The organism is Pseudomonas sp. B2M1-30, assembly GCF_025447575.1.
GTDB classification, from domain to species: domain Bacteria; phylum Pseudomonadota; class Gammaproteobacteria; order Pseudomonadales; family Pseudomonadaceae; genus Aquipseudomonas; species Aquipseudomonas botevensis.
This window is the reverse complement of record NZ_JAOEJT010000013.1, coordinates 22470-35210: the sequence shown is the minus strand read 5'-3', so window position 1 is coordinate 35210 and position 12741 is coordinate 22470. Positions and strand designations below refer to the sequence as shown.

Here is a 12741-nt window from a genome sequence, read left to right as displayed (position 1 = left end):
GAGCGGAGCGGAGGGCTGCCCTGTCGGGGCAGCCTTTTTTATGGCATCCGGATTGATCGTCAGCCCGAATGCCCCACCCGGATTGGCGGCTGGCGGTGTTGCCACGGCAGCGCCTGTTCCAGCTGCCCGGCCAGACGCAACAGCACGTCCTCGGCACCAAACCGCGCGGCGAATTGCAGGCCGATCGGCAGCCCGGCGCCGGACATCCCCAGTGGCAGCGAAATCGCCGGTGTCCCTGCGACATTGAATACCGGCGTGAACGGCGAATGTTCGAACACCCGCGCCGTCCACTGCCGGCCGTCCATGTGTTCGGCGCCCAGGTTGTAAGTGCCGATGGCTTGCGGCAGATACGGCAGGGTCGGGGTCAGCAGCACGTCAATTTCTTCGAACCACCCGGCGACCTGGCGGGCGATGCTGTTGCGTACCTCCAGCGCGGCGGCGAAATCAGTGCCACGGGAGCGCTGGCCAAAGGCGTAGCAGGCGAGGGTGGCAGGCTCCAGCGTGCGCTCATCGATCGGCCGACCGGTGGCGGCAGCGAGATGACCGATCCAGCGCACCAGACTCGCACACCAGATGTGCGCGTTGGCCTCGACGAAGGCGTCCCAGGACAGACCCAGTGGCGCTTGTACTGATTCCACTTGATGGCCGAGGGTGTCCAGTTCCCGGGCGATGCGCGAGGTGGCGTCGAGAATTTCGCCATCGACGGCGGCGCCGTTCCACGGCGTGTCGAGCAGGCCAATGCGCAGCCGCCCCGGATCGCGGCCGACCTGGGCGAGGAAACCCTCGGCCGGCGCGGCGGTGTGATACGGATCACCGGGCGCGTGGCCCTGCACGATATCCATCAGCGCGGCGCTGTCGCGCACCGAACGGGACAGGCCCAACTGCACGCCGAGCCCGGCGAACACTTCATCCATCACCGGCCCATGGGAACAGCGGCCTCGGGTCGGTTTGAGGCCGACCAGACCGTTGAACGCCGCCGGCACGCGGATCGAGCCGGCGGCGTCGGTCGCATGGGCGATCGGCACGATCCCCGCCGCCACGGCGGCACCGGCGCCACCGCTTGAGCCACCGGCCGACAGCCGCGTGTCCCAGGGATTGCGCGTCGGCCCTTGCAGGATGGAATCGGTTTCCGTGCTGAAGGCCATTTCCGGGGTCGTGGTGCGGCCAACCGTGCTCAACCCGGCGGCGTTGAAGCGTTGCATCAGGTAGGAATCGTGTTCCGCGACCAGACCGGCGGCCAGGCGGCTGCCCAGTTCATTGCGCCGGCCAGCGGCAGTGATCGCCAGATCCTTGATCAGAAACGGCACCCCGGCGAGCGGGCCGCTGCCGGTGGAAATACCCGGCGTCCAGTGTTCGATCACGGCGTTGATCGACGGATTGACCTGCTGCACGGCTTCGATGGCCAGCGCTGCAACTTCTTGGGTGCTGACGTCGCCCGCCGCGATCAGTTGCGCCAGAGCGATGCCGTCGTGGGCGGCGTATTCGTTGAGATTCATCGTGGAGACTCCAGGTGAGAAGTCTCGATCTTAGGTCGCGTGCCTCGTCGTGATTAGCCCATAATCACGGCATGCAATGTGCCGTCAGTGGCACAATCCTGTGCCTCTCGGGAAGGGCCTCGAATGATCCGCGATTTGAATGACACGCTGGTATTTGTGCGGGTGGTGCGCCTCGGCAGTTTCACCGCCGCCGCCCATGCGTTGCAGATCCCCAAGACTACGGTCAGCCGACGGGTGCGCGAGCTGGAACAGGCGATCGGCGTCCAGTTGCTGCGCCGCACCACCCGCCAGTTGAGCCTGACCGAGGCCGGCGCGGTGTATTACGAGCAGTGCCGGGCCATCGCCGACACCCTGGAACACGCCGAGCGCGCGGTGCATCAGTTGCGCGACGGCCCGCGTGGCTGGTTGCGGGTCACGGTGCCGTTTTCTTTTGGCGCCCATTGGTTTGCGCCGATGCTGGCGGGGTTTCGCCGGGCGTACCCGGAAATTCGTCTGGAGATTCTTGCGTCCCATGTGCCGCTGGATCTGGTCGCGGAAGAAATCGACGTCGCCCTGCGCCTCGGCAGCCTGCCGGATTCGAGCCTGATCGCCCGGCGTCTGGCGAGTTTCCCCACGGGCATTTTTGCCGCGCCGGATTACCTCGCGCGCCACGGTCAGCCGGCCAGCCCCGAGGAACTGTTGCAGCATCAAACGTTGACCCTGCATCAGGCCCGGCGCGATGTCGGCTATGTCTGGCCGCTGCGTCGGGGCGGTGCGCGGCTGAAGGATTACCGGGTCGAACCGTCGATTCTCGCCAACGATCCGGCGCTGTTGCACGACGCGCTGCTGGCCGGGGAAGGGTTGAGCCTGGCGATGGAGCAGAGCATGGATGCCGATGTCCGGGCCGGGCGGCTGGTGCGGGTGCTGCCGGAGTGGATCGGCCCGCCCCAGGACCTCAATGCGGTGACCGCCCGCGAGCATTTGCCATCCCCCAAGGTCACCGCGCTGATCGATTACTTGAAGGCGCGGATGGCATAATCGGCGGTTGTTTGCTTAAGTCAATCGAGGCCCATTCCGGCGCCGGAGAATCCCATGTCGATCCGATGGTTGTTGGCTGCCGCGTGTTGCCTGATCGTGATGCCGGCGGCGCAGGCGGTCGAGTACACCCGAGTCAACACCACTGCCAGCCAGATCAGTTTCACCTACAACCAGATGGGCTCGCGGATGTACGGCACGTTCGGCAAGTTCGAAGCCACCCTCGAGTTCGACACCGCCAACCTCGCCGGCGCCCGTACCACGCTGCACATCGACCTCACCAGCATCGACGCCGGCAGTGAAGATGCCAACACCGAGCTGGTGAAACCGGCGTGGTTCGACACCGCGCAGTTTCCGGTGGCGCTGTTCGAGTCGACCCGTTTCAGTCAGGTCGGCGACAACCAATACCTGATTGCCGGCCGGCTCACCCTCAAAGGCATCACCCGCGACGTGCAGGTGCCGGTGCGGCTCAAGCCTGGCAACGGCATCGGCATCTTCGACGGTGAACTGGTGCTCAAGCGTGACGAGTTCAGCCTCGGCGCGGGAGAGTGGGCGGACACCGTGGTGTCGAAGGACATCGACATCAAGTTCAAAGTGGTGGCGCCCCAGCAGTGACGGGCCTCAATAGGCGCGCCAGTGCCCCGGCACCCAGCGCCATTCGCCACCGCCCCAGCGGTAGTGGCCGGCGACCCAGTGATAGCCCGGCGCAGGCATGACCGGCACCACTTCCACCGGCGGCGGTGGCCGGTGCGGACGGGCCGGGGCGACGATGCAGCCGGACAGGGTGATTGCCACCAGCGTGGCGCCAAGCAGGGTTTTCAAGGTTCGCGACATGATTGGATTCCTGGTCGATGAGAGGGATTGGCGGATGGGCGATCAACGCACCCAATGGCCTTCAATCCAGTACCAGTTCGGCCCGCGTGCCTGCCAATGGCCCGGCTCCCAGCGCGCGCCGTAACGCACCGGCTGCCAGTGCCCCGGCACCCAGGCGTAACCGCGTCCTTCCCAGCGCCAGTGGCCGCGATCCCAGGCATAACCGGGCCGTGCGCCGGGCATGGGTTCCATGCGCATCGGCGGTGGCGCTTCGCGGATGATGACTTCGGGCTGGGCAAATGCCGGCGCACTCGACAGGGCGGCGAGCGTCAACGGCACCAGCAGCAATTTGAACAGGGAACGCAAAACGTTCATGACAACTCCTCAGGGCCTGCGTCGGGAATTGAACGCAGCTGAAGAATTGGACGCCGGATTGGCGAAAGATCCGGCGTCGGGCAGATGAAATTTTCTTCAGGGAGAATTTGAGGGAGGCGGGCGAGGGCTCAGTAGTAGCGGTCCTGGTCTTTCATCGCCTGAATCTGCCAGAACGTGCGTCCCGAGATCAGCAGGAACAGCACCGCGAGCAGTATGCCGCCGGTCATGATGTAGAAGCCCGGACGATAGCTGTGCAGTTCGCTGGCGATGGCGTTCTGTTTCGGCAACCAGCGCGACACCAGCAACGCAATCGATCCGCCGACTTCATATTGGGTGTGCTCGGCGTAGCGCTCGTCGGCGTATTGATCGTCGTGGCTGAGGCCCTGCTCATCGGTGTAGCGGTAGTGAATGATTTTGCCGTTGTCGTTCATCAGGATCTCTTCCAGCGCCGTGACGGTGCCGCTGACCGGCATCGCATTGAACTGCAACGCGCCATAGCGGATGCCCTGGTGACGGGCCATCCCGGCCAGCAGCAAGACCACGCAGCAGGCCACGGTGAGCATGACGATACGGTTGTAGAGGTGATCTCGCTGGGCTTCGCGCGGGTAGAACATCGGACGATCCTTCGTTTTTCGGAATAAGGGGAGACGTTGCATCGGCGCGACGCCGGGCAACTTTAGCCAGTGTCCGGGCCGCCGCGGGGTATGATGGCGCCGTTCGCCAGCGGCCAGGTCGTCGGCAACCCGTTTTCAGCGTTGGAGTTCACCCGCCATGCCCCGCATCACCCACTACAAATCCCCATGCCCCGAAGGCGTCAACAGCCAGATCCTGCAAATGGTGGTCGACTACCTGACCGACATCAGCGCGGTCGGACTTGGCCCGAGCAATCTGCTCTACAACGTCTATCAGTACGCGGTCGGCTACGAGGTGCATCTGTACCTGGAGGCCTTGAACGGCGAGAAGGGCACGGAAGTGGAGCTGCTGGTCGCCACCGACGAGGACGACCCGGAGAAAGTGATCGGTTTCCTGTTGTACCTGCCGGTGCAGGGCGATTGGGAGGCGTGCAACGTCGCCTATCTGGCGGTGCGCGAGGGGTATCGGCGTCAGGGTGTGGCGCGGGCGATGATTGGCGAGATGCTTGCGCGTTTCCCGCATGCGGAGCTGACTTGCAGCGTCGGCAAGGTCGCGTATTTCGAAGCGCTGGGCTTTGAGGTGATCGGCCAGCGTGAAACCCAGGTGCTGATGAGCACCCGGCATTACCGCAGCAACGGCCTGCGCGGATTCATCGACACGACACCGATCTACCGTTCGCTGGAGGTGCAGCAGATCCACACCTACCTGCTGCAAAAGCACGGCAAGCGGGCGATGCTCGATGCCGAGAAGCAGCGGGACCGGCATCTGGATCAGGTGACCCGCCAGACCGAAGCCTTTGTCCGCCAGCGAATGACCCTGCACTGAGCCTTTCGCACAGACAAAAAAAGAGCCTCAAGACTCTTCGATGGGGAGGAAGTGGAGCCCGTGAGGCTCAAGATGCGCATGAAGCCAGACGCGGGCTTGATTGGGGTTCAGTACACCCGCGTCTACGCGGCGATTGGGCGAACCCAATGACTGCGTAACTCCATCGTAGGAAGGTGCGAGGAGGCGCTCAAGTACCGTCAGTCAGCTGTTTTCTGGTGCTTTCGAGCACCCATCCCGCCCAGGGTTTTGCGTCACACAGCCGTGTCGGTAACAGCCCAAAACAGTGTGGGAGTGGCTTGCTCCCACAATGAGGTGGCGTGTTGTTACAAAGCCCCGCGCCAGCCAGCCTTTTCCAGTGCGCTCAACAGCGTCGCACCCTCCAGCCCCGGCACTGAATGGCCATTGCCTTCGGTGCTGTCGCTGGCGAGCAAGGCGTTGATGATCGCCTCTTCCACCGCTTCGGTCGCGGCCAGGAACAGCTCGCTGATATGGTCGTTGTTGACCATGCGCAAACTGTCGCAGGTCGGTGCGCCCTGGCTTTCGTAGGCGGCGGGCGGGATCTGCGCGTTACCGGTGGAGAACGCGATGAAAATGTCGCCGCTATGGTCTTCGTTACCGCCGCCGGTACGCGCCAGGCCGAGGCTGGCCCGTTGTGCCAGGCGGGTGCATTGGTGCGGCAGCAGCGGTGCGTCGGTAGCCAGGCAGATCACGATCGAGCCCATCCCCGGATGCGGCAACGCAGCGCGCAGAAAGGGCGAATCCTCACGCTCCATGTAACGCCCGACCGGATAGCCATCGACCCGCAATTCGCGACGAACACCATGGTTGGCCTGGACGATGGCGCCCACCGTCCAGCCGCCCCGGGCGCTGTTCAACCGGCGTGAAGCGGTGCCGATGCCGCCCTTGAACTCATGGCAGATCATTCCGCTGCCGCCGCCCACTGCGCCTTCCTGTACCGGGCCATCAGCGGCGTTGCGTGACGCTTCGGCAACATGCTCGGCGGTTACGTGAAAACCATTGATATCGTTGAGCAGGCCGTCGAAGGTTTCCAGCACCACCGGCATGTTCCAGTAGAGCCGCCCGTCATCCGGTTGCTGCGCACGATCCAGCGCAATCAAGGCATCGCGCACCACGCCCAGGCTATGGGTGTTGGTGAAGGCGATCGGGCTGGTCAGTAGTCCGGCTTCACGAATCCATTCCAGCCCGGTGGCATCACCGTTGCCGTTGAGCACATGGACCCCGGCGAAGCACGGTTGCCGGTTGGTCGAGCCGGCGCGGGGTTCGATCAGGGTGACGCCGGTGCAGATGTCGCGGCCGGCGGCGCTGCGCCCCCGGACATTGCTGTGGCCGACCCGCACGCCGGGCACGTCGGTGATGGCGTTGAGCGGGCCGGGTGACAGTTGGCCGATGCGGATATCGAGGTCGCGGGCACGTGGTTTCATCGATGGTTCTCTCAATGGAAATCTGACGGGTTGCTCATCCCCTCTGTGGGGGCGGTGTGTTTACTGGCCGTTCTTGACCTTGCTCCACACCCGGGTGCGTACCCGCTCGGTGGTTTTGGGCAACGGCTCGAGGGTGTACAGCGTGGCCATCGCCGCTGCTGGCGGATACACCGCCGGATTGTCGCGAGTGGCCGCAGCGACCAGCGCGGTGGCGGCGCGGTTGCCGTTCGGATAGGACAGGTGATCGCTGACCGGTGCGATCACCTCCGGGCGCAGCAGATAGTCGATGAACGCCAGGCCCTGGGGGCGGTTCGGTGCATCCTTGAGCAGCACCAGCGTGTCGAACCACACCGGCGCGCCTTCCTTCGGCAGGCTGTAGGCGATCTTCACGCCGTTGCCGGCCTGCTCGGCGTTGGTCTTGGCTTCAAGCATCGCCCCGGACCAGCCGACCGCCACGCAGATATTGCCGTTGGACAGGTCGCTGATGAATTTCGACGAGTTGAAGTAGGCAATGTGCGGGCGCAGTTTCAGCAGCAGCGCCTCGGCCTTCTTGTAGTCCTCGGGATCAGTGCTGTTGGGCGGCAGGCCTAGGTAATGCAGGGCCACCGGCAGCATTTCCGAGGGCGAGTCGAGCATCGCCACGCCGCACTCGCCAAGTTTTGCGAGGTTCTCTTCCTTGAACACCAAATCCCAGGAGTCCACCGGCGCCTGGTCGCCGAGGGCGGCGCGCACCTTGTCGACGTTGTAGCCGATGCCGTTGGTGCCCCACAGATAGGGCACGGCGTATTGGTTGCCGGGGTCGTTGTTGGCGAGTTTGCCCAGCAGGTCACTGTCGAGGTTTTTCCAGCCCGGCAGTTGCTCGCGCGGCAACGGGGCGAGGGCGCCGGCCTTGATCAGGGTCGGCAGGCTGTAGTTGCTTGCCACCACCACGTCGTAGCCGCTGCGGCTGGTGAGCAGTTTGCCTTCCAGCACTTCGGCGCTGTCGAAGGTGTCGTACACCGGCTGGATGCCGCTGTCGCGCTTGAAGTCGTGCAGGGTATCGGGGCCGATGTAGTCATACCAGTTGTAGACATGCACGCTCGGCGCATCGGCCGCCATGGCGATTGATCCACTGGCCAGACAGGCCGCCAGGCCCAGGTTGATATACCCACGATGACGACGCATGATGCGGCACTCCTGGCCTGTGCGGCCGGTGATGAACAGGAGTGGTCAGCCTATCGGCGCGACCGCGCCTGACCCATTCCCATCATGGGTTACACAAAAGGGGTAGAGCGTGGACGCGTTGTTGCAGGAGTTGCCGGTTCATCAGAGTCTGGCGCGGGTGTTCGCCGCCGTCGGCCAGGACGGTTTCTGGCGCGCGCTGGTGGACACCGTGCGCCTGCTGGTGCCGCTGGACAACGCTCTGGTGGCGCTGATGACCGGCGGGCAGGCGCCACGATTGCTCATCGACTTCGACAGCAAGGGCGGCGCCGACGAGCAGGAAGACCTGGCCGGCTACAGCGCCGGGATGTACCTGCTCGATCCGTTCTATCAGGCCGCCACCGCCGGGATCGCCGATGGCTTGCACAGCCTGGCGTCGGTCGCGCCGGACCAGTTTCTGCACAGCGAGTATTACCAGAGCTACTTCCGCTCGGTGGTCGGTGCGGACGAGTTGCAGTTCATGGTCAATGTCGATGGCGGCGTGCTGGGTCTGTCGCTGGGGCGGAGGACGGCGTTCGAGCTACAGGAGCAGGGGCGTTTGCTCTGCGTGCGGGACTGGGTGCTGGCGGCGATGCGCCGGCATGTGCAACTGCTGCCGCCACAAGGCCCGGCCACCGAAGCGGGTGTCGGTGATCTGGCGGCGTTGCTGGATCGTTTCGATGCGCGGCTGACCGTGCGGGAAATCGACACCGCGCGGCTGATCCTGCAAGGCTTTTCCAGCAAGGCCATCGCCCAGCGGATGAACATCTCGCCGGAGACCGTGAAGGTCCATCGGCGCAACCTATATCACAAGCTCAATGTCACCGGGCATGGCGAATTGTTCGCGCTGGTGTTGCGTCCGCGTTGACCACTGGGGGGAGTGGGGTCAGAGGGTTTCGGTGCGCTTGAACACCAGCGCTTTCAAGCCGCTTTGTGGATCGATGTCCGCAAACTCCGGCGGGTTCTCCAGGCGCTGTTCGAAGCGCAGGCCCGGCGCCTCGCGGGTCACGCCATCAATCAAAAAGTCCGACCCGAACGACGGATCGTTCATGCACGCCAGCACCGTGCCTTGCGGCGTCAGCAGCTCCGGCAGACGGCGCAGCACGCGCTGGTAATCCTTGGTCAGCAGGAAGCTGCCTTTCTGGAACGATGGTGGATCGATGATGACCAGATCATACGGGCCGCTGTTGATTACCTTGCCCCAGGACTTGAACAGGTCGTGGCCGAGAAAACTCACCTTGCTCAAGTCATGGCCGTTCAAACGGTGATTGTCGCGACCCCGGCTCAACGCGGCGCGGGACATATCGAGATTGACCACATGGCTGGCGCCGCCCTCGATCGCCGCCACCGAGAAACCGCAGGTGTAGGCAAACAGGTTCAACACCCGTTGACCTGCCGCCTGATCGCGCACCCAGTTGCGCCCGTAGCGCATGTCGAGAAACAGCCCGGCGTTTTGCTTGCGACCCAGGTCGACCCGGTATTTCAGGCCGCCCTCGACGATGGTCATTTCGTCGATTTCCTCGCCCAGCAACCATTCGGCAGTGCTTTGCGGCAGATAACGGTGCTGGATCAGCAGGGTGTGGGCACCGGAGTCTTTCCATTGCGCGCTGTCACCGAGGGCCAGCAACAGACGCTTGAGGTCGTCCAGTTGATCCGCCGCCGGCTCCTTGAACAGCGACACCAGCACCACGCCTTGCAGCCAGTCGACGGTGAGCTGCTCCAGTCCCGGCCAGCAGCGTCCGCGCCCATGGAACAGGCGCCGGGTTTCGGCCGGTGCCGAGGTCAGCGCGGTCAGCAGGTGAGCTTGGAGAGTGGCAAGGGCTTGAGGGTTCATCAATCGGGATCGGCCGGCAAAAGGGCCGGCATTTTAACCATAAATGGGCGGGTGCGATGGGTCGCCGATCAGGCACTTCGGAAAAGACCTGTATCAAAAATGAATTTCTGTACAAGTCGCCGCTCATACCAGATAAGCAGCGGGTCAAGCCGCTAAAACGTACACGTAATTCAGGGAGTGCCAGTTCATGAGTCCAATTCCGTCGAGTACGCACCTTCATGACGGGTTGATTCTGGTGGTCGAGGATGATCCGTTGATTCTGGAGTTTCTGTGCGAAATTCTTCAGGAGGAAGGCTTCAAGGTCGAACCGCAGACCAGCGCCGATGCGGCCTCGCAATATCTGGAGGAACACGCGCCGGAAGTGGCGCTGTTGCTCACCGATATCACCATGCCCGGCACCCTCAACGGCGCGGATCTGGCGAATCTGGTCGGCGAGCGCTGGCCGGAAAAACCGGTGATGGTGATGTCCGGTTATGAGACACCGGAGACGTCCGGGGTCAAGCGTCCGGTGGCGTTCATCAAAAAGCCCTGGGCCATCGGCCAGTTGCTCGACTGCGTGGACGGCGCGTTCAAATCCAGGGCCCCGCGCCTGCACTGAGGCCTGCGCAAGTGCTACATTGCCGGGCACATTTGCCCGGCCCCTGCCAGAGGATGCGACCCCTTGTCTGCTCTCGATGCTGTTTTCAACCGCGCGTTCGGCGCCTTCCTGTTCGACATGGACGGCACCGTCCTCAACTCCATCGCCGCCGCCGAGCGGATCTGGTCGGCCTGGGCGGTGCGTCATGGCGTCGACGTCGAAACCTTTCTGCCCACCATTCATGGTGCGCGGGCCATCGATACCATCAATCGGCTGAACCTGCCGGGCGTGGATGCCCAGGCCCAGGCAGCGTTCATCACCGAAGCGGAAATCGAAGATGTCGAAGGCATCGTGCCGATCCCCGGTGCGGCGGCGTTTCTCGACGCATTGCCGGCGGATCGCTGGGCCATGGTGACCTCGGCGCCGCGGGATCTGGCGCTGCGACGGATGGCGGCGGCCGGGATTCCCGAGCCTGCGGTGATGATTACCGCCGAGGACGTGACCGCCGGCAAACCGGATCCGACGGGCTATCGCCTGGCGGCGAAACGCTTGGGGCTTGAACCGGCCGATTGCCTGATCTTCGAAGACGCCACCGTCGGCATCCTTGCAGCGGAGGCGGCGGGCTCGGCGCTGATGATTATCACCGCGACCCACCAGCACCCGCTCGAAACCGCCCACGCGACCATCGCCAGCTACGATGCGCTCCGGGTCAAGGTCGGCAGCGACGGCCAACTGCGCCTGCAAGCCATCTGAACCATCGCCCCTCGTGGGAGCGGGCATGTTCGGCGGTTTCAGGATCAGTAGACGCCCGGCAGCAGCCGCCAACTGCGGGTGCAGTAGGCGTCGTACTCTGCGCCAAACTGCCCGCGCAGCAGCGCTTCTTCAGAATGAATACGGGCGATCAGCGGGATCAGGGTCAGCGCCGCGAGCAAAATCCCGACCACTGAACGAAACGCCAGCGCCCAGCCCAGCGCATTGATCACCAGCCCCAGGTAACTGGGATTGCGCAGGTGCCGGTAGATGCCTTCGGTGACCAGTCGATGCCCCGGCTGGATCGCCACCAGCCCGCTGAAGCGATGCCCGAGCACAAACACCGGCCACAACCGTAACGCGCCGCCGACGATGAACAGCAGCGCTCCGAGCCAGCGCACGCCTTCGCCGCCAAACGTCCAGAAGTTGATCCGGTCGCAATAGGCCGGGAGAAATCCACTGATGACGCCAATCACGGCGAAGGCCGGAATCACCCAGCGATTGGCCCGATCCTCGCGTTCGCCGGCACTCAGGTTCACTTCGGTGAACAGCGACGCCACCACCATCGCCAGGGTCGCCAGCGCCACCAGCACCAGCGCGTCGTGAGAAAAGAACACCGCCACGCCACCCATACCCCAGACCGCCAGACCCAGATAGGCGAGGGTGGCGAGCACCGCGACGACGGTCATTTGCGCAGACATTTTCATGGGCACCTCTGAGCTGATGCTGTTCAGTGTAGATCCCGGCACGATCTCCGGCGTTTACCCGATGCAAGGGCCGTGGACTAAGCTTGAACGTGGGACGTTTTGATTCACTCGCCACGATCCGACCCGGATGATGCCGGTCGTGGCGTCGTCAGGAGCCGTCATGTTGCACATCCGCACGCCTTTGATCCTGCACCCGACTTTATCGAGCGCCACCCGGCGCATCTGGTTGAAACTGGAAAACCTGCAACCCGGAGGATCGTTCAAGATTCGCGGCATCGGCCTGCTGTGCAGCCAGGCCATGGCGCAGGGCAAACGCAAAGTCGTCTGTCCGTCCGGTGGCAATGCCGGGCTGGCAACGGCGGTGGCGGCGACCCGTCTGGGCCTGCAAGCCTGCGTCGTGGTGCCGAACACCACGCCGGAAGCGACCCGTGATCGCATCCGCCGCACCGGCGCCGAGGTCATCGTCCACGGCAAGGTCTGGGATGAGGCCAATCAACGCGCGCAGGCGCTGGCGAGCGCGGCGGACAGCGAATACGTGCCGGCCTTCGACCATCCCGTGTTGTGGGAAGGGCACAGCTCGATGGTCGATGAAATTCTCGAAGATTGTCCGCAGGTCGATGTTCTGGTGACCTCGGTCGGCGGCGGTGGTTTGCTTGCCGGGCTGTTGGTCGGGCTGTTGCGCCATGATCGGCGGGACTGCCGGATCGTCGCCTGCGAAACCCGGGGCGCCGCTTCGTTTGCCGCCGCCCTGCAGGCCGGTCATCCGGTGCGCCTGGGCAAGATCGACAGCGTTGCCACGTCCCTTGGCGCCAGTCAGGTGGCGGCGTGGCCGGTCGAGCATATCGGCGAATTTACCCATGAGTGCCTGGTGCTGTCCGATGACGACGCGATCATGGGTGTGGTGCGTTTCGCCAATGATCTGCGGCAACTGGTGGAACCGGCGTGCGGGGTGTCGCTGGCGACGGCATACCTCGACCATCCGGCGCTGGCCGGGGCGCATGATGTGGTGATCATTGTTTGCGGCGGGGTCAGCATCAGTGCACAACGGGTGGCGGGGTGGGCGAGCCTTGGGGCCTGAGCGACGATCGTGCCCCCT

Annotated in this window: 15 protein-coding genes; 7 read left to right on the top strand and 8 right to left on the bottom strand. The window is 64.2% G+C overall.

Translation table 11 applies throughout. The annotated features are described in order from the left end of the window. Nucleotides 1-59: 59 nt before the first annotated feature. The gene (locus tag N8H74_RS22535; protein WP_262150414.1) at nucleotides 60-1496 is read right to left on the bottom strand and encodes an amidase; all 1437 of its coding nucleotides are present in this window, start codon (nucleotides 1494-1496) and stop codon (nucleotides 60-62) included. 123 nt (nucleotides 1497-1619) lie between these two features. On the opposite strand from N8H74_RS22535, the gene N8H74_RS22530 reads away from it, so the two are divergent. Continuing rightward, complete coding sequence (locus N8H74_RS22530; RefSeq protein WP_262150412.1) at nucleotides 1620-2513, top strand: LysR family transcriptional regulator; 894 nt, start codon at nucleotides 1620-1622, stop codon at nucleotides 2511-2513. A 54-nt stretch (nucleotides 2514-2567) separates the two neighbouring features. Then, the gene (locus tag N8H74_RS22525) at nucleotides 2568-3125 is read left to right on the top strand and encodes a YceI family protein (protein WP_262150410.1); all 558 of its coding nucleotides are present in this window, start codon (nucleotides 2568-2570) and stop codon (nucleotides 3123-3125) included. Between the two features lie 6 nt (nucleotides 3126-3131). Here the strand turns inward: N8H74_RS22525 and N8H74_RS22520 are convergent, their stop codons facing one another. The 3 genes from N8H74_RS22520 to N8H74_RS22510 all read right to left on the bottom strand — a co-directional run bounded on the left by N8H74_RS22520 (nucleotide 3132) and on the right by N8H74_RS22510 (nucleotide 4312). Further along, the gene (locus N8H74_RS22520; RefSeq protein ID WP_217830390.1) at nucleotides 3132-3344 is read right to left on the bottom strand and encodes a YXWGXW repeat-containing protein; all 213 of its coding nucleotides are present in this window, start codon (nucleotides 3342-3344) and stop codon (nucleotides 3132-3134) included. Between the two features lie 42 nt (nucleotides 3345-3386). Further along, the gene (locus N8H74_RS22515; RefSeq protein ID WP_262150405.1) at nucleotides 3387-3698 is read right to left on the bottom strand and encodes a YXWGXW repeat-containing protein; all 312 of its coding nucleotides are present in this window, start codon (nucleotides 3696-3698) and stop codon (nucleotides 3387-3389) included. Nucleotides 3699-3826: 128 nt separating this feature from the next. Next, nucleotides 3827-4312, bottom strand: coding sequence for a DUF3592 domain-containing protein (locus tag N8H74_RS22510; RefSeq protein WP_262150403.1), 486 nt, complete (start codon nucleotides 4310-4312; stop codon nucleotides 3827-3829). A 157-nt stretch (nucleotides 4313-4469) separates the two neighbouring features. On the opposite strand from N8H74_RS22510, the gene N8H74_RS22505 reads away from it, so the two are divergent. Beyond that, nucleotides 4470-5156 carry a GNAT family N-acetyltransferase gene (locus N8H74_RS22505; protein WP_262150401.1) on the top strand — a complete coding sequence of 229 codons (687 nt, stop codon included), beginning with the start codon at nucleotides 4470-4472 and terminating at the stop codon, nucleotides 5154-5156. A gap of 323 nt (nucleotides 5157-5479) precedes the next feature. Here N8H74_RS22505 and N8H74_RS22500 read toward each other — a convergent pair whose 3' ends face one another. Together N8H74_RS22500 and N8H74_RS22495 are read right to left on the bottom strand one after the other, a co-directional pair. Then, nucleotides 5480-6598, bottom strand: coding sequence for a P1 family peptidase (locus N8H74_RS22500; RefSeq protein WP_262150399.1), 1119 nt, complete (start codon nucleotides 6596-6598; stop codon nucleotides 5480-5482). A 60-nt stretch (nucleotides 6599-6658) separates the two neighbouring features. Next, on the bottom strand, nucleotides 6659-7762 hold the full coding sequence (locus N8H74_RS22495; RefSeq protein WP_262150397.1) for an extracellular solute-binding protein: 1104 nt from the start codon (nucleotides 7760-7762) through the stop codon (nucleotides 6659-6661). A gap of 109 nt (nucleotides 7763-7871) precedes the next feature. Between N8H74_RS22495 and N8H74_RS22490 the strand changes: the two genes are divergently transcribed. After that, complete coding sequence (locus N8H74_RS22490; RefSeq protein ID WP_262150396.1) at nucleotides 7872-8645, top strand: helix-turn-helix transcriptional regulator; 774 nt, start codon at nucleotides 7872-7874, stop codon at nucleotides 8643-8645. An 18-nt stretch (nucleotides 8646-8663) separates the two neighbouring features. On the opposite strand, the gene N8H74_RS22485 is transcribed toward N8H74_RS22490, so the two are convergent. Next, nucleotides 8664-9611, bottom strand: a complete 948-nt coding sequence (locus N8H74_RS22485) for a class I SAM-dependent methyltransferase (protein ID WP_262150393.1) — start codon at nucleotides 9609-9611, stop codon at nucleotides 8664-8666. 187 nt (nucleotides 9612-9798) lie between these two features. Here N8H74_RS22485 and N8H74_RS22480 point away from each other — a divergent pair, with 187 nt between their 5' ends. Beyond that, on the top strand, nucleotides 9799-10209 hold the full coding sequence (locus N8H74_RS22480; protein WP_217830378.1) for a response regulator: 411 nt from the start codon (nucleotides 9799-9801) through the stop codon (nucleotides 10207-10209). Between the two features lie 63 nt (nucleotides 10210-10272). Beyond that, the gene (locus N8H74_RS22475; protein WP_262150391.1) at nucleotides 10273-10941 is read left to right on the top strand and encodes an HAD family hydrolase; all 669 of its coding nucleotides are present in this window, start codon (nucleotides 10273-10275) and stop codon (nucleotides 10939-10941) included. Between the two features lie 44 nt (nucleotides 10942-10985). Here N8H74_RS22475 and N8H74_RS22470 read toward each other — a convergent pair whose 3' ends face one another. After that, the gene (locus tag N8H74_RS22470) at nucleotides 10986-11645 is read right to left on the bottom strand and encodes an isoprenylcysteine carboxylmethyltransferase family protein (RefSeq protein WP_262150389.1); all 660 of its coding nucleotides are present in this window, start codon (nucleotides 11643-11645) and stop codon (nucleotides 10986-10988) included. A gap of 160 nt (nucleotides 11646-11805) precedes the next feature. On the opposite strand from N8H74_RS22470, the gene N8H74_RS22465 reads away from it, so the two are divergent. After that, nucleotides 11806-12723, top strand: a complete 918-nt coding sequence (locus N8H74_RS22465; RefSeq protein WP_262150387.1) for a pyridoxal-phosphate dependent enzyme — start codon at nucleotides 11806-11808, stop codon at nucleotides 12721-12723. Nucleotides 12724-12741: the final 18 nt, after the last annotated feature.

Coding starts and splice junctions, on each gene's coding strand:
- N8H74_RS22535 (WP_262150414.1), bottom strand. CDS start 1,496: ATGAATCTCAACGAATACGCCGCCCACGACGGCATCGCTCTGGCGCAA.
- N8H74_RS22530 (WP_262150412.1), top strand. CDS start 1,620: ATGATCCGCGATTTGAATGACACGCTGGTATTTGTGCGGGTGGTGCGC.
- N8H74_RS22525 (WP_262150410.1), top strand. CDS start 2,568: ATGTCGATCCGATGGTTGTTGGCTGCCGCGTGTTGCCTGATCGTGATG.
- N8H74_RS22520 (WP_217830390.1), bottom strand. CDS start 3,344: ATGTCGCGAACCTTGAAAACCCTGCTTGGCGCCACGCTGGTGGCAATC.
- N8H74_RS22515 (WP_262150405.1), bottom strand. CDS start 3,698: ATGAACGTTTTGCGTTCCCTGTTCAAATTGCTGCTGGTGCCGTTGACG.
- N8H74_RS22510 (WP_262150403.1), bottom strand. CDS start 4,312: ATGTTCTACCCGCGCGAAGCCCAGCGAGATCACCTCTACAACCGTATC.
- N8H74_RS22505 (WP_262150401.1), top strand. CDS start 4,470: ATGCCCCGCATCACCCACTACAAATCCCCATGCCCCGAAGGCGTCAAC.
- N8H74_RS22500 (WP_262150399.1), bottom strand. CDS start 6,598: ATGAAACCACGTGCCCGCGACCTCGATATCCGCATCGGCCAACTGTCA.
- N8H74_RS22495 (WP_262150397.1), bottom strand. CDS start 7,762: ATGCGTCGTCATCGTGGGTATATCAACCTGGGCCTGGCGGCCTGTCTG.
- N8H74_RS22485 (WP_262150393.1), bottom strand. CDS start 9,611: ATGAACCCTCAAGCCCTTGCCACTCTCCAAGCTCACCTGCTGACCGCG.
- N8H74_RS22480 (WP_217830378.1), top strand. CDS start 9,799: ATGAGTCCAATTCCGTCGAGTACGCACCTTCATGACGGGTTGATTCTG.
- N8H74_RS22470 (WP_262150389.1), bottom strand. CDS start 11,645: ATGAAAATGTCTGCGCAAATGACCGTCGTCGCGGTGCTCGCCACCCTC.
- N8H74_RS22465 (WP_262150387.1), top strand. CDS start 11,806: ATGTTGCACATCCGCACGCCTTTGATCCTGCACCCGACTTTATCGAGC.